At 44.7% G+C, this 22,892-nt stretch carries 10 protein-coding genes; 2 read left to right on the top strand and 8 right to left on the bottom strand.

From position 1 onward, the window contains the following. Nucleotides 1-173: 173 nt before the first annotated feature. Nucleotides 174-338: a DUF4277 domain-containing protein gene (locus P2A85_RS14340; RefSeq protein WP_377473192.1), complete on the top strand. Its 165-nt coding sequence runs from the start codon at nucleotides 174-176 to the stop codon at nucleotides 336-338. 34 nt (nucleotides 339-372) lie between these two features. Here the strand turns inward: P2A85_RS14340 and gntT are convergent, their stop codons facing one another. The 5 genes from gntT to P2A85_RS14315 form a co-directional block, all read right to left on the bottom strand. Continuing rightward, nucleotides 373-1,761, bottom strand: a complete 1,389-nt coding sequence (gene gntT, locus P2A85_RS14335) for a guanitoxin biosynthesis MATE family efflux transporter GntT (protein ID WP_377473190.1) — start codon at nucleotides 1,759-1,761, stop codon at nucleotides 373-375. A 373-nt stretch (nucleotides 1,762-2,134) separates the two neighbouring features. Continuing rightward, on the bottom strand, nucleotides 2,135-2,896 hold the full coding sequence (locus tag P2A85_RS14330; protein WP_371114614.1) for a thioesterase II family protein: 762 nt from the start codon (nucleotides 2,894-2,896) through the stop codon (nucleotides 2,135-2,137). A gap of 393 nt (nucleotides 2,897-3,289) precedes the next feature. Next, a complete protein-coding gene (locus P2A85_RS14325) occupies nucleotides 3,290-4,009 on the bottom strand; it encodes a lipocalin-like domain-containing protein (protein ID WP_377473187.1) in 720 nt (239 codons plus the stop codon). A gap of 322 nt (nucleotides 4,010-4,331) precedes the next feature. Then, nucleotides 4,332-4,964 (bottom strand): NADPH-dependent F420 reductase, encoded by a 633-nt coding sequence (locus P2A85_RS14320; RefSeq protein ID WP_377473185.1) that lies wholly within the window; start codon nucleotides 4,962-4,964, stop codon nucleotides 4,332-4,334. Between the two features lie 639 nt (nucleotides 4,965-5,603). Next, nucleotides 5,604-6,269, bottom strand: coding sequence for a GNAT family N-acetyltransferase (locus P2A85_RS14315; RefSeq protein WP_377473183.1), 666 nt, complete (start codon nucleotides 6,267-6,269; stop codon nucleotides 5,604-5,606). A gap of 146 nt (nucleotides 6,270-6,415) precedes the next feature. Between P2A85_RS14315 and P2A85_RS14310 the strand changes: the two genes are divergently transcribed. Beyond that, entirely contained in the window at nucleotides 6,416-7,132 is a 717-nt protein-coding gene (locus tag P2A85_RS14310) for an SDR family oxidoreductase (protein ID WP_377473181.1), read from the top strand. A 255-nt stretch (nucleotides 7,133-7,387) separates the two neighbouring features. Here P2A85_RS14310 and P2A85_RS14305 read toward each other — a convergent pair whose 3' ends face one another. From P2A85_RS14305 to P2A85_RS14295, 3 genes are all read right to left on the bottom strand, one after another. Continuing rightward, a complete protein-coding gene (locus tag P2A85_RS14305) occupies nucleotides 7,388-10,609 on the bottom strand; it encodes a beta-ketoacyl synthase N-terminal-like domain-containing protein (protein ID WP_377473179.1) in 3,222 nt (1,073 codons plus the stop codon). 123 nt (nucleotides 10,610-10,732) lie between these two features. Beyond that, nucleotides 10,733-16,357 (bottom strand): type I polyketide synthase, encoded by a 5,625-nt coding sequence (locus P2A85_RS14300; protein ID WP_377473177.1) that lies wholly within the window; start codon nucleotides 16,355-16,357, stop codon nucleotides 10,733-10,735. Between the two features lies 1 nt (nucleotide 16,358). Continuing rightward, entirely contained in the window at nucleotides 16,359-22,802 is a 6,444-nt protein-coding gene (locus P2A85_RS14295) for an SDR family NAD(P)-dependent oxidoreductase (RefSeq protein ID WP_377481204.1), read from the bottom strand. Between the last annotated feature and the right edge of the window lie 90 nt (nucleotides 22,803-22,892).

Raw genomic sequence — 22,892 nt, 5'->3', positions numbered from 1 at the left:
GTGAATCATCCGAGACAAGAGCGAGTAAAAATACTCAATTATTTTGGTAGCGCTCGGTAAAAGACCAAGTTTATGACATATCCGTAACCCGCTCGCATCCGCGAAAGTGCGTTAATTGCGATCGCTCTTGGGTAACCAATCATCACCAAAAATAGTGTAAACTGGCGATCGCGATGAACGCTCAAATCAGGATTCAGCAGCCCATGCAGAAAGCATCCCAGATGAAAGTAGAAAACCTAGATCATCTGGGCTTGATAGCCGGTCTAGTTGATGAAATAGGAATTGTGGAAAGAATCAATCAGTTAGCTGGAAAAAATCCTGATTGCGGTCTTGAGTGATTATGATTGCGGTCTCCTACATTTATGGGCCAACTTACAAATCACCACCCAAAGCGCGATTCTCTTCTAAAGCCGGGATTGACTCACCACCATCAACAACATTACTACCAAATGTACTGAATAAATTTATTATATACATCACCATTCTGATTGCATAAAACAAAGATACACTAAACCACAAAAGATTGTTACTTGGAAACTTAAAAAACGCAATATTTGTAGGTATAAAAGCGACTACAAAAGGAACTATGCTAACATTGCGGAGGATCTGTCCTTGTGCTAAACCCAAGAAGTATCCTTCCAGCGTATAACCTATTGAACAAAATACTAAGATAGCTTGTAACCAAGGCAGAGAAATATTTATATTTGAGGTGACTTCAGTGTGGTTAGTGAACAACCTAAAAATACTATCGGGAAATAGCACGCACACTCCGCCGAAACACACTCCTACCACGAGAGCAGTTGAGAGAGAAACAAAAGCTATGGGTGGTAATTGTTGTGAATCTCCTTTTCCTTTAAAGTTTCCGACCAAAGTTTCTGTACCAAACCCCAGTCCCTCTACAAAATATGTATTAAGGTTAAATATCAGCCACAATAAGGCATTTTGAGAATAAATTAACGTTCCCATTTGTACTCCTTGATAGCTGAATGTTAAGGAGACAACCAGAAGAATTAAATTGCTGAGCAGGATGTTTGTATTGAGAGTCAAGTTAGATTTTATAGCTGATATATCCCATATTTTTCCAAATAGGCTTCGGATTTCAATCCACTGGAATTCCTTGAAAAAAAATATCACTCCCACCAACAACGCTAAATATTGGCTTGTAGCATAAGAAACTCCTGCCCCTACACTTGCCCATCCCAGGTGGACAATAAGTAGATAGTCAAGTGCGATTTTGCCACCATTTCCAAGGACTGACAAAAACACAACTAAGCCATTTTTTTCTCGCCCTAGAAACCAACCTATCAACACAAAATTGAGTAAAATTGCAGGTGCTCCCCAAATTTGGGTGTTGAAATAGGCAAGCCCTGAAGATTTAATCTCTGGGGGAACATTTATCAGAGCAAATCCAAGTTCTCCCAAAGGGTATTGTAAGAGTATGAGAGCGACACCTAGCACTAGAGCTATTAAGCCATTACGCAGTCCTACTAACAACATACCTTCTCGGTCATCTCGTCCCACTGCTTGCGCTGTAACTCCAGTGGTTCCCATTCGTAAAAAGAATAAAGCTAAATAGAGAAAGTTAAGCAAGTTTCCAGCAATGTTGACTCCAGCAAAGTGGCGAATTTCTTCAAGATGACCCAGAAACATGACACTAGCTATATTGGCCAGTGGAACCATAATACTTGATAGGACGTTGGCTACAGCTAATCGGAAGTAGCGGGGTATAAAATTATACTGAGCTGGAAGAACTAGGTTCATAGATCGAGTATTGAGTTATGGGGTCTGGCACTTAAGAGAATGTTTGAAAAGTTAGAGGTTGAGTCACAAGCTATCAATTTACAATGCCTTCGCCGTTTTTAGCTATAGCATCATCAACTCATCCTTGGAGATTGGCAAAGGTATTGCTTAAGAATCCCTTTATTTGTAGATAATGTGGTTTCAACAATGCCCTGTTTGTGGTTTTGAGGATTTATGTTTGCAGTTCACTATAGCAATCCTAAATCATTTGTGAATTTCTTACTCCCTCCCCTTAATAAGGGGAGGGTTGGGGTGGGGTAAAAAACTTTACGACTCATTTAGGACTGCTATATATCTATTTATCTTGGTGACAGTCGAGGATGCGATATGGGAGCTATAAATAGTCTTTTAGCGTTTTAGATAGAAACTGCAACAAAAGTTGTCTATTTTCATTTTCATTCAGGTAAAAGTGTCCACCTGGGAACATCTCTATTGAAAATGAGGAACGGGTGTAATCACGCCAAGAAGCAAGAAGATCATGACTGGCTTCCGGATCTTCAAGACCACCCAAAGCAAAAATGGGACAATCAAGAGGTTCATCTGGGAAAGGGATATATGTGGTTCCTACAGTCACATCTGCTCGCAAAATAGGTAAGAACAATTCCATGAGGTCTTTATCTGCTAAGAGTACTTCTGGTATAGCAGCGTAAATCCTGACTACTTGTTCAATAAATTCTGTATCAGATAACAAATAAACGGGCGGATTTAATTCAGGTAAGTGCGGAGCATAGCTGCCTGATACAAATAAACAGACCGGATTGACGTTTCTTTGGTGGAGTTTTCTAGTTAGATTATAAGCAATTCGCGATCCCATACTATGACCAAAGATCGCAAATGGCTTATCCAAATGTTGCAGTAAGACCTCCACTAAGTTGTCTGCCAGAATTTCAATATCTGAAATTGGTTTTTCTCTGATGCGATTTTCTCTTCCCGGCAGCTCAATCGCACAAAGCTCTACATTTGACGGCAATTCTTGAGGCCAGAGACGAAAAATCGATGTCCCACCTCCTGCATAGGGTAGGCAAAATAAGCGTAAATTGGCTTGTGGATTGGACTGGGGACATTTAATCCAGAGATTAGGTATTTCTGTTTTCATAAATAATATTACCTTAAGGAAAATAAGCTTGTCTCTAAATATAATATCTTAACAATGCCTTGTACGGTAGAAAAATTAGGCTTACGTTGTAAAAAATTTGTTTATGCCAGCTAGCAAGATACCTGAGTGCAAGAGTTAAGACATTACTATCGGCGCTGGTTAGACTGGATTTATATCAGAAATTAGTATTTGTCTTATGAAGCAGGATTAAATCTGTAAATGCCACGCTTGTTCGCCAGAGTGGTAGATTGTGAACCAGTGGTTGGTAATATCCCTGGAAACAAGAGTGGCAAATTTTAATTCCGAAAACGAGGCACATTACATCTAGGCTTCTTAATCTACCATCAATGCGTACCTATTTTTTCGAGTAACGTTTGGGAATCCTGTAAACGGTTACTCTGGAACGCGCTCCCAAATTATAAAAGCAGTTTGTTTCTTACCATCCATCAATTCTGGAGCCTGATTCAATACCAGCTTGCCATTCTCAAATTTATAGAAGCGTTCTTGCCTTGTACCAATATAATTCGGAAACAGGCTGACATCAGGCAGATGAACAACTCTATCTGGTTTGACTTCATATTTACCGCAATAGGCAATATATGTTTTTACTGCCTCGGCCTGTTCTTGTAATGTTCCTCCCAAAATGTCTCCTCCAGGAAAATTAGGACGTTTGTTTTTTGAAAGGGTTGCACACATATGTCCATCGGGGCTGTAAATAAGGTAGCCAAGAGCATCCTTTCCATATGGATAGGTAACTTTCCCTTCTTCATCCTTGTTTTCCCAAGATACGAGCCGCCAAGTTCCTAAAACTTTTTTTTGTGCGGCTGTCAACTCACCGCGAGAGACCTTATAGGGAGGATGTTCCATCCCGGAGGGGATTGAACCTTGCTTAGGTGAAATTCCGTCCAGTTTTAAGTTAGTAACACCTTGTTGAACGGCAGTAGATTTCGATGCTTCAGCTTTAATTGCAGCCGCACCATATGATGCAATTAAGGCTGCTGTTAAACCTCCAGAAAACCATTTAATAGAGCGCTGGAGACGATGGTTTTTTATTCCCGCTTTCTTGCGCTGTTCAATACTGGCATCAATTGACTCATTAGAAATAGGAGCCATAATTCATCCTCAATAATTTGGTAACTGTCCCAGGCATTATGCAGCAATGAGCGTTTGGGGAAATCACACAGAGGCATAATGCTGTGGCTGGTGCCTTGCAAGATAATACCATAAAAACATTCGCCGTGTCTACATCTAAAGTCAGGACATCCAAGAATTATCTTAGGGTAGCCTCAAAGGGCGACAAGGAAGTTGAAAGACCTACCAGGTAAGGGGTTGAGTTGATATGCCTTAAAAAAGCTCCTTACTTCGGCGATCTAAAATGTGTAATTAATTCTGTCCAATCACTTAATTGTTGCAATCTTTTTTGAGGTTCAAAAGCCTAAGCCCTTACCCTGAGAGCTTTGACCTGAGCGAGAGCCTGATGAGCTACCTCTTCCGACCAGCACCGAGCATAGAGTGGTTCCCCATTTTGAAAGTAGCGCCCCTCAGCTAGCGATCCGGCTTTTACAGGCACAAACTTTGCTTCTTCAATCAACTGAGCTGCGATCGCCATTGCCTCTACATCATCACCAGCGTAAAAGATGGCTAGCTCAGAGAAGAGCTCTCCATTGGCTCGAGCCTCTATCTCTTCAAAAAACATCATATTGAACGCCTTAACAACCGCTGTTTGCGGAAGCCTCTTAGCAATGGCTTCGCTTTGGCTTGGTGCGTCAATCTCAATCTCGCCATCACGCAGAGGGTAGTAATTTGAAGCGCTGATGAGTATTTTCCCAGCGAGTGCATCTGCTGGCAATGATATCGTCGCCCAGAAGGGAACAGCTTCTAGAACAACATCTCCGAAAGCGATCGCCTCTTCAGGTGTTCCTGCCTGCGCTCCGTTACCCGCCTTTTCAACCAGTCCGCGTAGACTATCGGGATTTCGCGAGGAAAAGAATACGTTATGCCCCGAATGTGCCCAGAGCCTTCCTAGTGGGCCACCAATCTTCCCGCTGCCAACAATACCAATTTTCATAAAAAAAGTCCTGTTTATATGATTCTCCTTACGGAGTTAATTTTATAGCCTAAAGTGTAACGCCAACGCAATGACGTTGTTTATTTTTGTCCAACTAGCTTTACCAATTTAATTTTATCTGGATGTGACTAATTTTCCTAGCAGTTAGAGAAAACTATAGAATATCTACAGAATTAGATCGTGATTGAGGCAATCGCGATCGCATCTGATGCTACATTACAAAATAAAAGGAGTGATGAAGAGGTGGGACTACCCACTCTCTGATGCTAATACACGGTTTCGGGGGTGTTTTACTGCTTAGTTAAAGATTTTCCTCATCACTAAACCTGGTATGAATTTCCTCAAGTAGTCGGACAAAAGTAAACGACACTGTGTTAATAAATATTAACAAGCCTGAAACCTTTACTGTTCGCCGTTCCCTGTTCCCTGTTCCCTTGTCCTCATAGTTAACTTTATTTTTGTCCGACTACTTAGCATAGAGCGATTTTACTATCTGTTTGGCATGACGAGCAATATGCCTGGAAGTAAAAGTTAACGATTGGGAGCATTAGTTAATACAGTTACTACTGTTACTCAACCTCCGGCTTTCATGAGGCGAGAACACAGGGATGGGAAAATTTTTTTGGCATCACCAACCTGCTATTGTGGCTGGCGAATCATTCTGACAATAATCGGTGTATCACCAACTTGATACTGGCTAATTAACTCAAACCCTTGCTGTTTATAGAATGCTACGTTTTTGGTAAGACATTCCACACAGGCAGGAATACTATCGCGATCGCATTGTCCCAGAACAGGCCGCAATAGGGCTGAACCAAAGCCTTTACGCTGTTGAATTGGCTCCACACCCAGAAACGCCAGATACCAGTGAGGCTGACTAGGATGATCATGCCCCAATCGATCGAACAATTCAAATGCCTCTGCTTGGCGTGACTCAGCGATACCTTCTTGAAATACTTTCCTTAATGGTTCTGCATCCCATTCTATCCCTGGCGGAATCCATTGCACCGCACCCCCATAACCATCAACATAATAAGAAGTCTGGTGGGCTAAGGACTCGTTCATATATGCTCCAAACAGGAGTGGGAAATAAGTGAGATATTGATAGGGGTCAGGATACATCCAGCGGATCACAGGATCGTTGTTAAAGGCTAGAAGCATTGCAGCACTAATATGTCTCTGGTCGGAAGCTGATGCAGTTCTGATCTGAATGTCCTTCTGTTTTATTGAAGGATTGGTTTGACCAGACTTTGTAGCGATGATGCTGTCGTCAATAGGATTTGTGTTCATTTCGGAGGAAGACATAGGCTATTTTCATCATCAGGAATATGGATTAAATAAAATATAGCAATAAATTTTGCGATCGCGCTGCAAAAAGGTCTACTTACAGTTTATGCCCTAACCGCCAAGGCGGTTGCTATAATATAGCATTTGTAGATTTGGAGATTTGTATGAATAGTCAGACACAACGCTGTGCTCTCATTACAGGTGCAAGTAGTGGAATTGGTAAGGCAACAGCATTAGCTTTTGCCGAAGCTGGAATTAATTTAGCGCTGGTAAGCCGCTCGGGCGAAAAACTTGAACAAGTAGCAGAAGCAGCTAGAAATTTTGGTGTAAAGGCCAAAGCTTTTCCCTTAGACTTAGCCAAAATTGACGAAGTGCGAGAACAGATCAGGGCGATCGATACCACTTACAACCCGATCGATATTCTCGTGAATAACGCCGCGATGGGTTATACTGGGTTATTACTAGAAACACCTTTAGCAGACTGGCAAAGAGTTATTGATCTAAATCTCACGAGCGTATTCCAATGTATTCAGGGGATTTTACCAGGTATGCGCGATCGCCGGTCTGGAATAATAATTAATGTTTCTTCCGATTCTGGTAAACAAGTTACTGCTGAATGGGGAGCTTACTGTGTCAGCAAATTTGGGTTGATGGCTCTTTCTCAAACCCTAGCTGTAGAAGAACGTGCGCACAATATTCGCGTCAGTGTAATCTGTCCTGGTGCTGTCAATACACCACTTTGGGATACGGAAACCGTCCAAGCTAACTTTGACCGTTCAGCCATGTTAACCCCAGAAATAGTGGCTCAGTCAATTTTACATATTGCTCAATTGAACGATGCGGCCGTGATTGAGGAACTGATGCTGATGCCCAGGTACTAGGTTCAAACTATTTAAATACGAATGCCATGCGCCACAGTGAGCGTCAGCCGAACGGTTTTTCCTGAACGAAGTACGGGCGTATTGGCATATCTTACGGTCTCGCAGTCAATAACTATCGGTTTTAATTCTCAATAATCCCTGTTCCCTGCCCATGACTTACGTCACGCTACGCTATCACGGACAACTTTTTCAGCCAACCCTAATTAGTAGGCGAAAACACTGCCCCGGAAGCGACTCCGGGGAGCAGTTTAAGCCCTATTCATCATCAAAGCTTACAAAAGTAGCAAGCACATCTTGAATCAAATAATGAACTAATGCCTCTGCTGTTGGATATTTATAAAACAAAGTTGATGACAATGGGATGCCTATCAAGTTTTGCAAGCGATTTCTTAGCTCTAGGGATGTCATAGAATCCATTCCTAAGTCGAAAAATTCTTGTGATAGGGAGAAAGTCCTATCATGTTTATCTCCCAAAACCTGAGACAATAGAGATTGAATATGAGCAATTAACAGTGCTTTACGTTGCTCTTTCTCAGTTGCCTTTAACTGTTCGACCAAATTGAGTGAAGTTCCTTCTCCCTCTTTCTTTTCGAGAATACCAGCTATCAAAGGTTTATCTTGTGGTTCCCACACCACCTGATCGGCAAAATCTTTGCCAGTGGGCTGCTGAGGTGATGGTTGACCGAGCGAATGGGCAACGCTCTGGGTGTCAGATTGCGTCAGAGGTTGTGTATGTGTCACATCAATCCAGTAGCGCTCTCGCTGCCAAGGATAAGTTGGTACTCCCACTTGGCGGTAGCCATAGTCACGATGGAAGCCCTCCCAATCAATCGCCACGCTCTTTACATACAATTGACCTAGAGCCTGAAGCACCCCTTGCCAATCGCTTTGCTCTAGCTGTAACGTCGGCTGCCAGGTTCCATACCCTGATGGCAAGCACTGACGACCCATACCCAGCAATATAGGTTGGGGCCCCATCTCCACAAATATCTCTACTCCTTCTCTTTGTAACGTCTCCACACCGTCAGCAAATTTCACTGGTTTGACCACATGATCTACCCAATATTCTGGGTCTGTGGGTAAAACGCGCTCAAAGTTGCCCGTGACATTGGAGATAAAATTGACTTTGGGTTGGTGGAATGTCACCTCTTGCACCACCTGGCTAAACTCAGCCAGCATTGGCTTCATTAAAGCTGAATGGAAGGCATGGGAAACCTTTAAGCGCTTAGTTTTAATTCCCTTGTGTTCTAACTCCTGCACTACTCGACGTACCGCTTCCCCTTCCCCAGAAATGACGACGCTTTCAGGCCCGTTGATAGCCGCGATGCTTACTAAGTTCGTATCTTTGATTGCTTCTGCCACTTGTTCAACCGAAGCTAACAGAGATACCATTTCTCCGTTAGATGGCAGTTTTTGCATTAACTGCCCTCTGGCAGCAATCATTTTTAATCCGTCTTCTAAGGAGAAAATCCCCGCTATGCAAGCTGCTACATATTCCCCGACACTATGACCGATGACTACGGTTGGTTCTACACCCCAAGATTTCCACATAGAGGCTAGGGCGTACTCTAAGGCAAATAGCGCTGGCTGGGTATAAGCGGTTTGCTCTAGGAGTGAACTGTCAGCGCTTTGGTACAGGACGGAGAGTAACGATTTTTCCTGCTTCCCAATGGCATTTAAAATTTCCTCACAGCGGTCTAATGCCTGACGAAAAATTGGTTGTGTTTCGTATAGGTCCCGTCCCATCCCTAGATACTGGGAACCTTGACCTGTGAATAGAAAAGCGATTTGAGGTTGACTTTCGCTCTTGCTACCTTTAAACAGATGGGTGTTTTCTGAGCCTGCAAGATGAGCTAATAATTTTTCTCGTGCTTGAGAAACTGAGTCGGCAACCACAGCTAAACGTTCGTGGAAATGAGTGCGCCGAGTATTAGTTGTGTAACAGACATCAGCCCACTCTAAGTTGGGATGGGTAGCTAAGTGCTTCTCGTAGTTACGAACCATCTGTTCGAGTGCGGGTTTAGTTTTGGCACTAAGAGTGAGCAGGTGTAGGGGGCGCTTCCAAGTTTCTGCCTCACTTTTTGCTGCTACTGGTGGTGCTTCTGAAAGAACAGCATGGACATTGATGCCCGTAAAACCAAAGGAACTAACTCCAGCAAACCTAGTTTTATCTGTTGCTGGCCAGGGTATCTGTTCGCTTGCCACTTTTATTGGCATCTCATCCCAAGCAATATAAGGGCTAGGCTCTTTGAAGTGTAGGTGTTGTGGAATCAGCTCATTTTGTAAGGACAGAACGATTTTGATCAAACCTGCTACGCCTGCTGCTCCTTCCAAGTGTCCGATATTAGTTTTCGCAGAACCTAAGATCAGAGGTTCTTCCCGTTGGCGAAAAACCTTTATCAAAGCATTTGCTTCAATTGGGTCTCCCAGAGAAGTACCTGTACCATGAGCCTCAATATAATTGACATCTTTGGGCTTAATACCTGCATTGGCAAGCGCTCTGCGAATCACATTTTGCTGAGAAGAACCGCTAGGTACAGTTAGACCGCTGGTTCGTCCATCTTGCCCATGCGCTGTGCCTCTAATTAAGGCCAGAATATTGTCACCATCAGCTACTGCATCTGAAAGACGTTTGAGAACGATGATGCCACAACCTTCGCCGCGAGCATAACCATTTGCTCCTGCCGCAAAAGTTTTGCAACGACCATCTGGAGACAGCATTCGGGATTTGCAAAGGTTGAGCCAATATTCCGGCGAGACATATCGCTGTACGCCTCCAGCCAGCGCCAGGTTGCAATCTCCCCTTCGCAAGTTGGTGACAGCTAAGTGAATGGCAGCCAATGAAGAAGCACAGCCAGTATCAACAGCGAGACAAGGGCCCGTAAAGTCGAAGAAGTAAGAAAGGCGGCCTGCCACTGGGCTATAGGCGTTCCCCGATCCTATGTAGAAATCTGTTTCTACAGGGTCTTGTTTGACAAGTTGCCAAACGTAGTCATTGGCACATATCCCAATAAAAACACCTGTCTGGCTGCCTGCCAATTTTTCGGGGACAAATCCAGCGTTTTCTAAGGCTTCCCAAGCTACTTCCATCACCAGTCTATGCTGAGGATCTAAACTTGCTGCTTCTCTGGCGGAAATCCCGAAAAAACTAGCATCAAAATCTGTGGGAGATTGGTTGAGAAATCCTGCACGCCGCATATACACCTTGCCTGGCACGTCTGGATCTGGGTCGTAATAGGGATCTAGATATGAATGATGACCCTTTGGGGCTTCTCGAATGGCATCTACACCATTGGCAAGTAAGTCCCAAAATGCTTCAGGATTATCGGCTTCTGCCAAGCGACAACTCATACCAACAATAGCGATCGGTTCGCGTTCTTTCTGCTTTAATCGCTCAACTTCAGCTTGTAAATCGGCTATTTTTTGCGACGCTACCTTCATCAATTGAACATAGCGTTGTTCATTACTTTCACTCATCTGATTAACCCCATTATATGTTGCCTAATTCTTCTGCATTCATTGATCTGAACATAGCGCTGTTCATTATTTTCAATCATCTAGATACTCATCTAAACGATGAGTATCTAGATTTGGGTTCATCTAGTTAACCCATTGCATACCTAATTGTTCTGCAAATTGTTTTGCAATTTCATCGGCATCATCATTTTCCTCTAGGGGCTGGAATGTGAGGGCTTTACTATCTATCTGGAAGGACTGATCGGATACATCTTCATCTTCATCTTCATCAGCCTCTTCTAGAAACTCTGCCATCAGATAATCCACCAACTTTTTAACAGTTGGATAATCAAAAGTTAGCGTAGCGGGCAAACGACAGCCTAAGCTATTTTGCAAATTGTTCCTCAACTCTACAGATGTCAGAGAACTCATTCCTAAGTCAAAAAACCCTTCCGAAACAGAGAATACGCGATCTTTCTGGTAGCCCAAGACTTTGGATACTTGAGATTGGATGTGAGCCACTAAAAGTGCCTGGCGTTGCTCTTTTTCAGCAGCCTTTACCGTTTCCAGGAAATTAAGTGAAGTTTTTTCTTGCTCTTTCTTTTGGTCGGTAGTTTTCCGGAAGTCAGTGAAGAACGCACTTTCTACCGTATATTTCGACCAGTTTATTGGCATCGCGCCTACTTGTGGTGCTTTGGCGGTGAACAAGTTAGCAAATAGATGCGCTCCTTGACTCGGCGAAATCATTCCAAAACCTATTGCCTCCCAACGACTTTGAATATTTGCATCCAATCGAGTTGCCATCCCAGAAGTAGCCCAAGGGCCCCAGTTGATGCTGACAGCGGGTAATCCCAATGCGTGTCGGTGATGGCAGAGTGCATCCATAAAGGCATTGGCCGCAGAATAATTTCCTTGACCTAGCGCACCTATAACTGAGGTCATAGAGGAAAAGCAAACAAAGAAATCCAATGGCATTTCTTTGGTCAGTTTGTGCAAGTTCCAAGTACCTTGAACCTTGGGAGCCATGACTTTTGAGAAGCGCTGCCGGTTTTGATCCCTAACCATCCCATCATCTAAAACACCTGCGACGTGAACTACTCCTCGTAAGGGGATATCGGTTGCGGCAGTTAGCGTTGCTACACTATCGGGTTGAGAAATGTCAGTTTTGACAATCTTCACCAACGCCCCTTTGTCTTCTAACTCCTTGACTCCTGCTTGTGCTTCTGGGGATACTGCTCCTTGTCGTCCCACTAGCAGTAGGTGGCGTGCGCCTTGTTCCACAAGGTAATTTGCCACTTGCAGTCCTAATGATCCTAAGCCACCAGTTATTAAGTAACTGCCTGATGAATCAATTTTTGCTAGGTGGGTGATAGTTTTAGCATCAGCACGTTTCAATCGAGCGACATAACGCTTTCCATCTCGAAAAGCTACTTGCTCTTCTTGCTCTGGGAAGAGGATTTCTTTGAGCAGGATTTCGCTCTCATTAACTTGGTGCGAGGAAAGATCGATACAGACGGTTTCTAGTTCGGGATGTTCTAAAACAATGACGCGGGCTAAGCCCCACAATGGCGATTGTTCTACTTGTAAGGGGGATTTTGTCACTGCTTGGGCATTACGAGTTACCAAGGATAAACGAGGCATCTTTTTGCCCCAATGATGGGGAGGAATTGCAGATAATGCTTGAACCAAATACAACAGACTAGAACATAGATCCAGTGCTGTTGTTGGCACATCTGATATCTCCAGCTTGCGATCGAGACCCCATAAGTAAACTATCCCACGGCAGACTGACTGCTCTTTCTTGACTATTGCGGAAAGTAGGTTCTGGAAGTCTTTTGGTTCGGAGGGGTTGATTTGATAGCGATCGCCCTCTAATAATGAAAAAGACGCTCCTTGTGAAATTAAAATACAGCGATCGCCCTGTTTTTTGAGAAGGTCAGCTAAGGAGTTGCTTACTTCTCCCCCATCGCTGAAAATCAGCCAACTGCCTGCTTTAGAGGTTTTGTTATTCGTCTTAGCAAATGACGAGCTTTCTGCCAAGACACGCGGTTTTACTTCCCAACCAATTCTGTATAACCAATCATCTGTTTGATTGGCTAGCAGCGCAGTTTGATTAGCACGCCGCACCTGTAAATTAATCAGATCGGCTACTGCTATTCCATTCTCATCAACCAAATGTAAATCGAAAGCAGTCAGCAAACCAGAGTTGCCCTGATTTGATGATTGATGAACGTGACACCAAATGCTTGTACTAGGCTGCTTGAAGAAATTTAGACGCTCTAAACCGACTAGAAAATAAGTCTTGGTATCGCTATCAGGGCCATCTTCAAGAGCCGCCGCCAAAAGCTGCAAGCAACCATCCAACAGCAGCGGATGTAAGCTGTCATTTACACCACTCTCTACCATTTCAGGTAATTTAATCTTACCGAGGACTTCTGGTGAGTCACCCTGAGAACGCCACAACTTCTCAATTACTTGGAAGTTCGGGCCGTACTCTACTCCCAAATCGCTGAATTTTTGGTAATAGCCCTTGATTTCAATCTCTTGGTTAACTTTTTGCTGAACACCAGCCAAATCTAGCGGCGCTTTTGCCACCGGAGCTTGGGCACTCAAAAGATAACCTTGGGAATGGCGAGTCCATGTTTCATTCTCATCAACATTATCTGAGTTTTTGCGGCTAAAAATCCCAAATTCATACCCGGATTCGTTGGGTGTTAATACTAATTGAACCGAGACTGTTTCTTCAGGATTCAAAACTAGCGACTGCTCAATCAGAAATTCTTCAACTACTAATTGTGGATGATTCTCCAGCGACCCTGCTCCGAAGATTTGCGCTCCTGCTGCTAACGCTATCTCCACATAAGCAGCGGTGGGGAAAATGACTTTCTCATAGAGAGCATGATCCGCTAAATATGCAGGGAAATCTGAGCTGAGTTGACTTTCAAAAACTATTTGTTGATTTTTCAGCGCTGCACTCCGAATTCGTTGACCCAGTAGAGGATGATGCCCGTTCTGCATTCCCGATTCCGTCTGTGGTTGTCTTTGTGCAGCATCAATCCAGTAGCGCTCTCGCTGCCAAGGATAAGTTGGTACTCCCACTGGGCGGTGGCTAGAGTCGCGGTGGAAGCTCTCCCAATCTATCGCCACACCCCGTACATACAATTGACCCACTGCCTGAAGCAGTCCTTGCCAATCGCTTTGCTCTAGCTGTAGCGTCGGCAGCCAGGTTCCATACCCTAATGGCAAGCACTGACGACCCATCCCCAGCAATATTGGCTGAGGCCCCATCTCCACAAATATCTCTACTCCTTCTCTGTGTAATGTCTCAATTCCAGAGGCAAATTTCACTGGTTTGAGGACGTGATCTACCCAATATTCCGGGTTTGTGGGTAAAACGCGCTCAAAATTGCCCGTGACATTGGAGATAAAGTTGAGTTTTGGTTGGTGGAATGTTACCTCTTGCACTACTTGGCGAAAATCTGCCAGCATTGGCTCCATCAATGCTGAATGGAAGGCATGGGAAACTTTTAATCGCTTAGTTTTAATTCCCTTGCTTTCTAATTCCTGCACTACCCGACGTACTGCTTCCCCTGCACCAGAAATGACGACGCTTTCAGGCCCGTTGATGGCTGCGATGCTTACTGAGTCAAGTCCTTGCAGTGCTTCTACTACTTGTTCAACAGAAGCTAATAGCGATACCATTTCGCCGTTGGATGGCAGTTTTTGCATTAAACTGCCTCTGGCTGAAATCATTTTCAAGCCGTCTTCTAAGGAGAAAATCCCTGCTACGCAAGCCGCGACATATTCCCCAACGCTATGACCGATGACTGCACTTGGTTCAATGCCCCAAGACTTCCATAATTCGGTTAGGGCGTACTCTATGGCAAACAAGGCTGGTTGGGTGTAAGCAGTTTGCTCTAAAAGGGAATTGTCATCATTTTCGTAGAGGATCGAGAGTAGCGATCGCTCCTGATTGCCGATGGTATTTAAAATTTCCTGAGAGCGCTCTAGGGATTTCCGAAATGTTGGTTGTGTTTCGTATAGCTTCCGTCCCATCCCTAGATACTGGGAACCTTGACCTGTGAATAGAAAGGCAATTTGAGGTTGACTTTCGCTCTTGCTGCCTCCGTACAGATGAGTGGTTTCCGCTCCTGCCAGATGAGCTAATAATTTTTCCTGTGCTTGAGAAACTGAGTCGGCAACCACAGCTAAGCGTTCGTGGAAATGAGTGCGCCGAGTATTAGTTGTGTAACAGACATCAGCCCACTCTAAGTTGGGATGAGTGGAAGCGTGTTCTGAGTAGTTGCGAACCATCTGTTCGAGTGCGGGTTTGGTTTTGGCACTGAGGGTGAGCAGATGTTGGGGGCGCAGGGCTGTTTCTCCCTCGCTTTTTGCTGCAACTGGCGGTGCTTCGGAAAGGACTATATGAGCATTAGTGCCGCTAAACCCAAAGGAGCTGATTCCAGCAATTCGTTGTTTATTGACTGTTGACCAAGGAGTTAATTCAGTGGGCACTTTGATCGGTAGTTGCTCCCAAGCAATGTAAGGGTTCGGTTTCTCAAAGTGCAGGTGAGGCGGAATCTCTTTGTGTTGTAGGGAGAGAACAACTTTGATCAGACCTGCTATACCAGCCGCTGCTTCTGGGTGTCCGATATTAGTTTTAACGGAGCCTACAATCAAGGGTTCTTCCCGATCGCTAAAGAGGCTACCCAAAGCATTTGCTTCAATTGGATCTCCCAAGGAAGTACCCGTACCATGCGCTTCAATATAGCTAACTTCCTTCGGCTTAACACCGGCATTTTTCAATGCCTGACGAACTACTGCTTCCTGAGAAGGGCCGCTAGGTACGGTGAGGCCGCCACTTGCCCCATCCTGATTGAGGGCGGAACCTCGAATTAATGCTAAAACGTTGTCTCCATCGCGGATGGCTTGACTAAGGCGCTTCAAAACAACAACACCACAACCTTCACTGCGGACATACCCATTTGCACTCTGATCAAAGGTTTTACAACGACCATCGGGAGCAAGCATCCGGGCTTTTGTGAAATTGATGCTGAGGCTTGGTCCTAGCAGCAAGTTCACACCTCCGACTAAAGCTAGGTCGGATTCTTTGTTACGCAAGCTGTTTGCAGCCAGATGCACCGCCACGAGGGAGGAAGAACAAGCTGTATCTACTACCATGCTTGCTCCTTTCAGTCCCAAACTATAAGACAAGCGTCCTGCTGCTGGACTCAAAAGGGTTCCTGTGCCTAAGTGAGCATCGATTTGCGATCGCGCTTCTGAAAGGCGCATAGCATAGTCAAAGGTACTAATGGCGATAAATACGCCAGTGGGAGTGCCAAATAGCTTTTCTGATGACTGACCGCCATTTTCTAAGGCTTCAAAACTTACTTCTAGCAGTAGCCGCTGCTGTGGGTCAAGGGACATTGCTTCCCGAGGCGAAATCCCAAAGAAGTGAGCGTCAAACTTATCCACTTCCGATAAAAAGCCACCATAACGGCTAGACATCTTTCCTGGCGCATCTGGATTGGGATCGTAACAGGCATCGATCTTCCATCGGTTAGCAGGTACTTCCTGAATTGCATCCACACCATTCGAGAGCAAATGCCAAAAAGAATCTATATCTTTTGCACCAGGAAAACGGCAACTCATGCCAATAATGGCAATCGGTTCTTCTTTTGCTTGCTGAACTGCTTCTAGTTTGGTACGTGCTTCCTCTAGGGCATTGAGCAACTGTAATGTTGTTGGTTTGGCGGGAGTTTGTGTCATGTTAAATATTACCTAGTAGTTTATTGAGTTCTTCGTACTTGCTGGCAAGTAAAATGTCCGCTTCCTCTTCTGGAAGTTCTTCAAATACTTGGGTTGATGTCGTTTGGTCTTCTGTTTGCTGGACACTCATATCCTCTAGAACTAGAACCTCTTGTAGCAGGTAATTCACCAACGCTTCTAAGGTTGGATAGTCAAAGAGTAGAGTTGAGCGCAAAGAATGTTCGACACTTTTTTCCAGATAGTTTCTCAATTCCACCGCCATTAGGGAGTCAAGCCCTAAGTCGAATAAAGACTGGCGCGGCTCAATCCTGGTACTGGCATTTAATCCGATTACATTTCTAATGGTGGAACGAACATGATCCATCAAAATTGTTCGGCGCTCGTTAGCCAGAGTAGCTTTTAGTTGGGAAACTAAAGCTGGTCGTTCTTCAGATGGTGTAACAGTTGTCTGGAAGTTTTCATAGAATGGCGTAATTTTTGGTAGTCGTTCCAAAAATTTCGACCAGTTCATAGGCAGTACCCCGACTCGATCGCAGTCTTCGTTTTTGACCAAGTAGTTTAATGCTTGCAAGCCTTGTTCAGTTGGAATAATACCCCAACCTTGGGCTTTCAAACGACTAGCAAAAGCTGCTGCCATTCCTACCTCACCCCAAGGCCCCCAATTTATGCTTAAACTTGGTAAACCTTGCGATCGCCGATAATGAGCTAAACCATCAAGGAAGGCATTAGCTGCGGCATAGTTGCTTTGACCTGCATTCCCCAACAAAGAGGCAGCGGAGGAAAAACATACAAAGAAGTCCAAGAATAAATCTTGAGTCAAGGTATGCAAGTTCCAAGTTCCTTGTACTTTGGATGCCATGACTTTTTTGAAGCGAGTAGGTGTTTGCTCCTGCAACAAACCATCATCTAAAACACCTGCGGTATGAACAATTCCACGTAAATTAGGGCATTCACTCAGTATTTTTTGGACATCCTCCTGATTAGAAATATCGGCATTAATTACCGAGACTTTAGCACCTGCCTGCTCTAATTTTCTGATAGCTTCATTTGCTGCCTGTTTGACACTGCTTCGTCCTGTCAGAACTAGATGTTTAGCACCTTGTTCTACCAGCCACTCAGCCACCTTTAATCCTAATGCTCCCAATCCTCCCGCAATTAGGTAACTGCTGTCTGGGCGAACCCTTACATTTTCTGGAGTCTGAAAACTTAACACCACTTTACCAATGTGCTTAGCTTGCTGCATATAGCGGAAAGCATTTACAAATTCGGTAATTGGGAAAACTTTGGCCGGTAATGGTTTGAGCTTGCCTTCCTTAAAGATAGTCATCAATTCCAGAAACATTGAAGAAATTTGGGCCCCATCCATCTCTCCTAAATCAAAGGGGAAATAAGTAGCATCAGGGCGCTGTGATTGCAATTTCTCCTCATCCCAAATGCCAAGTTTACCGATTTCTACAAAGCGCCCTCCTTGGGTAAGTACGTCAAAGCTCCGATCGATAAACTTGCCAGTTAGACTGTTGAGGATGACATTCACGCCTTTTCCATTGGTGTCAGTCATTATCTGTTCGGCAAAATCAAGGTTGCGCGAGCTGTATATATGTTTAACACCAAGGGACTTTAAAAAATCCCACTTGGGGGGGCTAGCTGTCGCAAAAATTTCTGCTCCTTTCAGCTTGGCTAATTGAACAGCCGCTTGACCTACACCTCCAGCCGCATTATGAATCAATACTCGATCATTTGGGCCAATTTGAGCGCATTTGACTAGGCCGTAATAGGCTGTCAAAAAAGTAACAGGAATCGTTGCTGCTTCTTCAAAACTGAGTTCGGATGGTTTAGGAACTACCAATTTTGCTTTAGCCTTAACCGTAGTTGCCAAACTACCTGATGTGTAGGCAATGACGGCATCGCCTACTTTAAAGTCAGACGACTGTTTGCCAACGCGCTCGATCGTGCCTGCACATTCAAAGCCGAACAATATATCGCTGGCTGTTGCAGCAATACCTAAAGACTCCTCAACTTCGCGCATCATGCCTAACGCACGCAGCACATCTCTAAAATTAAGTCCACTTGCCCGAACTTTGATCTCGACTTCATCAGGTGCCAACGTTGGGGCAGAAGCGGGAACCAAAGTCAAGTTGTCGAGGGTGCCATAGCTGGTCAGTTTCAGCGCTACAGGAGCAATGCTTGGTGCTTGTATGGGGTGGAAAGGCTCTAATCTAGCTACATAGCGTGTCCCGTTTCGATAAGCAATTTGGTCTTCTAGATCAGGTGCGAGTAGTTCTTGGAGTAAAGACTTAACCGTTTCAACCGTTTCATCGGAGTGACGATCGGATGGTAAGTCTAAACAGGTGGTGGAAAATTCGGGGTGTTCTAGAGATAGCGTTTTACCTAGTCCCCAGATCGGTGTTTGCCAGAAAGCAACTGTATCATCCTTGAGCGCCGACTGTGCCCCTTGCGTAACCAACCACAATCGAGGGGAAGTCTTTGCTGAAGTCAGAGATTGAACTAGATGCAATACTTGCTCGCAGCTTGAATCGCAGGAGTCATTTTCATCAAGGCTCCAAAGGTAGACTACGCCTTGATAGGATTTACTCGCCAACAATTGCTGCCAGTCGGTTGGATCTGTCCAGTTAATAGCATATTGCTCTGGCTTGGAGTTCCCATCAGTTGTTTTGGCATAGACGAGGTGCGATCGCTGTCCGCTTCCCTTCAACAAGTCAGCCAAGGTTTCGGCTACACCAGTACGATCTGCCAAAATTAACCAATCGCCTTTGTTTGTTGTGCTTGCAGTTCCCGCTGTTTTTTTGACTTCTTTCCAGGCAACTTGCACAAGCCAATCTTTCCAGGGTTCCTTCTGCTGTAATGCTTGCAACCGAGCCTTTTTCAGTTGCAGACCGATCGCTTCGACATAAACTTGACCATCTTTCCCAATTAACTGCAAGTCTGCCTTCAGGGTTTCTTGACCGGGCTCTCCATGAAGTTTAACGTAGCTGAAAACCTCGCGGGTAGGATGCTGCCAAAATGTAAAATGCGGATAGGCAACAGGTAAATAAGTTTCTGCAAAGTCAGTAGGCAGAGCTGCTAAAAGGATTTGGAAACATCCATCTAACAGAGCCGGATGCCAATGATAGGGATGGTTGAGAATATTTTTGGGCAGTTGAATTTGTCCGAGGGCTTCTCCTTCAGAACGCCACAAGCGACGCACAGTTTGGAAGCTTCCCTCATAGACCATCCCTCGGGTGGCGACTTGCTCATAGAAAGCTTTTATGTCCTTGTGTTCTTGGAGGTCAGCTTGTAAAGCAGTTAAATTTGCTTTATTGTCTGGAGTTGGGATCTCTTTCCCTACGCTAATCTTTCCTGCTGCGTAGCGCGTCCAAGTTGTTTCTTCGTTAATGAAGACCAAACTAAAAATTTGCCATGAATAGCCTTCGAGATCGGGGGTCAAGACCAGTTGCAATGTTTGAGGTTCTTCTAGCTTGAGAGCTTTTTCAATTGCTACGTCTTCAAAGGCGATCGCACGGTCTCCAAAAAGTTGATTTCCCGCTGCCAAAACCATCTCAAAGTAGGCGGAAGCTGGCATAATTGCTTGACCGAAAGCACGATGTTCTGCTAAGTAGGGCAGATCGTCGGTAGAAAGGTAAGCCTCAAACTGAACTTCTCCTTGTTTGAGTACGGATGAATAAATCCTCTCTTGTAGTAAGGGATGTGCGCAGATTTCACTGCTCTTTCTGGCAATACGCTCTTGTCTGACATCAATCCAACAGCGCTCTTTTTGAAAGGGATAAGTTGGTAATACCACTTTGCTACGGTGTTGGGCTTGGAAAAACTCTTTCCAATTGATATTGACACCGCGAACATACAATTGAGCTAAACTTTCCACTACAGTGGATGATTCTGTATCAGGACGGATACTAGGTAGCCATAGAAGGCGTTTTTCCTCATCAACCAGGCAACTAGCTCCCATACCTAAGAGAATTGGTTTAGGCCCGATTTCTACAAAGCATTCTATCCCCATCTTTTGTAGGGTATTCATGCCATCGGCAAATCTCACGGCCTGACTAATATGGCGAGTCCAATAATCAGAGGTTGCTACATCGTCCGTTACTCGATCGCCTGTGAGGTTAGATATCAGGGGTATTGTGGGTACAGAGTATGTCACCTGTGCAGCGACTTCAGCAAAGGGCTTTAATACTGGCTCCATTAGCGGTGAATGGAACGCATGAGAAACTGTTAGCTCATGGGTTTTGATCTGCTTGGTTTTCAGCTCGGCGACGATCGCATCTATGGCCTTACTATGACCGGAGATGACTATGCTCTGCGGGCCATTGACTGCGGCTACAGACACCTGTGTACCGTATGGCGCGATCGCTAGATTTATGAGGTCTTCGCTTGCCATAACGCTGACCATTTTGCCATGCACTTCGTGGGGCAATTGCTGTATTAGTTGTCCGCGAGTTGCAATCAGCTTTAAGCCATCTTCTAAGCTAAACACCCCTGCCACGCAAGCCGCGACATACTCGCCTACACTATGTCCGATCGCAACATCAGGTACGATGCCCCAGGATTTCCACAACTGGAAGAGAGCGTATTCAAAGGCAAAAATCGCAGGTTGCGTATAGACAGTGAGATCGATGATGTTTTCTGGTCGATCGGGATAAAGTATTGACGCAATGGGTCGGTCTAAATAAGAACGCAGAATTTCATCGCATTGCTGCAACGCTTGGCGAAAAGTAGGTTGCGTTTCATAAAGTTCGCGTCCCATGTCAACGTATTGGGAACCTTGTCCAGTAAACAAGAAAGCGATTTTAGGCGTTCCTTGGTAAGTATCACCTTGGATCGTGCCTGTAATTTGTTTACCCTTGATAAAAGCATCAAGCTGTTGGGATATATTTGCTTTCGAGTTAGCCACAATAGCTAACCGATTGGCAAAATGGGTGCGTCCAGCGGCGGCTGTATAGCAAATATTTGCTATAGAATCCTCTGTCTTGTCCAAGAAAGTTAAATAACGATGGACGAGATCGGTGAGAGCTTTTTCGCTCTTACCAGATAAAGTAAGTAGATGGTATAAAGGTTCAATTCCCTCGCCAGAAGACTCAACTTGCGGTAGCTGTGGGGCTGCTTCAACAATTACATGGGCATTGGTTCCACTCATACCAAATGCACTTAGGCCTGCCAGTTTTGGTTCATGTTCTGGCCAAGGCATCAGTTCATTTGCTACAGTAATTGGCAATTTCTGCCAAGGAATACGCGGATTAGGTCTATCAAAATGTAAGTTGGGGGGAATCTGGTCATGCTGAAGTGAAAGTACAACTTTCATTAAACTAGCTACACCTGCGGCTGCCCCTAAATGCCCCATATTGGTCTTCATCGATCCAATTACTAATGGATCTTGACGATCTTTACCTAATACTTTTGCTAAGGCTATAACTTCAATTGGGTCGCCTAAAGGCGTTCCGGTTCCGTGTGTCTCCACAAATTGCACCTGATGCGGCTCAATGTGCGCGTTTTCTACGGCTTGGCGCAGCATTGCTTCCTGTGCGGCACTAGCAGGTGTTGTCAGGGTTAAACTGTAACCATCGTGATTGATTGCTGTACTTCTGATCGTGGCCAAGATCGGATCGCGATCGCGAATAGCATCGGAGAGACGTTTGAGAATAACAACACCACAGCCCTCTCCTTGTACGAATCCATCTACTGAATCCGAGAATGTTTTGCAGCGACCATCTTTGGCTAAAACCTTCATTTGGCAGAAGCCAACTGTTAGTTTCGGAGAGAGTAGCAGACTGACACCACCAGCTATAGCCAGATTGCACTCGCGATCGTGCAGGGATTGACAGGCCAAATGGACGGAAACTAATGCTGAGGAACAAGCTGTATCAATTTGCATTGTTGGCCCATGCAAGTCCAATACATAGGCAATTCGCCCTGCTGATAAACTTCGTAAATTGCTCAATGTAGGGTAAGCATTGATTTCACTAGGATTCACCATATAAAAGCGTTCTGCCGAGTAATCATCCCAGTGAATACCGACAAATACACCTGTCTGGCTACCCGCCAAAGATGTAGGTGCAATTCCCGCGTTTTCGAGAGCTTCCCAACTTACTTCTAGAAGCAAGCGTTGTTGTGGATCTAAGTTCGCCGCTTCTCGCGATGCCATCCGAAAAAATTCGGCATCAAACTGTTCTATCTCATTTGTATCTAAGAAAGCCGCAGAACGCACATAAAACTTGCCCGGTGCAGGAGTAGGGTCATAGTATCTCTCTAGATCCCAGCGAGAAGAGGGAATATCTGTTACAGCATTTACGCCATTACGCAACAGTTCCCAGAATGCTTCTGGGGTGTCGGCATTTCCTGGGAAACGGCATCCCATCCCAACGATCGCGATTGGTTCCTTCTGAGGATTTTCGATATCAGAATCATGGTTAGGATGAGTGATTTTGTTCATGATTGATTTTTTTGAGAAGGGTTAAGATTATTGCAAATTAGGATAGACACGAACGGTCAGAAAATTCCAATGTGGAGTTGGAGTCAATTA

Origin of the sequence: Microcoleus anatoxicus (assembly GCF_042465725.1) — a bacterium.
Classification (GTDB): domain Bacteria; phylum Cyanobacteriota; class Cyanobacteriia; order Cyanobacteriales; family Microcoleaceae; genus Microcoleus; species Microcoleus anatoxicus.
The sequence above is the reverse complement of the archived record's forward strand: the minus strand, read 5'-3'. Positions and strand labels throughout refer to the sequence as shown.

What these genes read in the sequence shown, in the direction of transcription:
- P2A85_RS14295 (WP_377481204.1), bottom strand. Translation starts at nt 22,802, where the DNA reads ATGAACAAAATCACTCATCCTAACCATGATTCTGATATCGAAAATCCT.
- P2A85_RS14300 (WP_377473177.1), bottom strand. Translation starts at nt 16,357, where the DNA reads ATGACACAAACTCCCGCCAAACCAACAACATTACAGTTGCTCAATGCC.
- P2A85_RS14315 (WP_377473183.1), bottom strand. Translation starts at nt 6,269, where the DNA reads ATGTCTTCCTCCGAAATGAACACAAATCCTATTGACGACAGCATCATC.
- P2A85_RS14340 (WP_377473192.1), top strand. Translation starts at nt 174, where the DNA reads ATGAACGCTCAAATCAGGATTCAGCAGCCCATGCAGAAAGCATCCCAG.
- P2A85_RS14305 (WP_377473179.1), bottom strand. Translation starts at nt 10,609, where the DNA reads ATGAGTGAAAGTAATGAACAACGCTATGTTCAATTGATGAAGGTAGCG.
- P2A85_RS14325 (WP_377473187.1), bottom strand. Translation starts at nt 4,009, where the DNA reads ATGGCTCCTATTTCTAATGAGTCAATTGATGCCAGTATTGAACAGCGC.
- gntT (WP_377473190.1), bottom strand. Translation starts at nt 1,761, where the DNA reads ATGAACCTAGTTCTTCCAGCTCAGTATAATTTTATACCCCGCTACTTC.
- P2A85_RS14310 (WP_377473181.1), top strand. Translation starts at nt 6,416, where the DNA reads ATGAATAGTCAGACACAACGCTGTGCTCTCATTACAGGTGCAAGTAGT.
- P2A85_RS14320 (WP_377473185.1), bottom strand. Translation starts at nt 4,964, where the DNA reads ATGAAAATTGGTATTGTTGGCAGCGGGAAGATTGGTGGCCCACTAGGA.
- P2A85_RS14330 (WP_371114614.1), bottom strand. Translation starts at nt 2,896, where the DNA reads ATGAAAACAGAAATACCTAATCTCTGGATTAAATGTCCCCAGTCCAAT.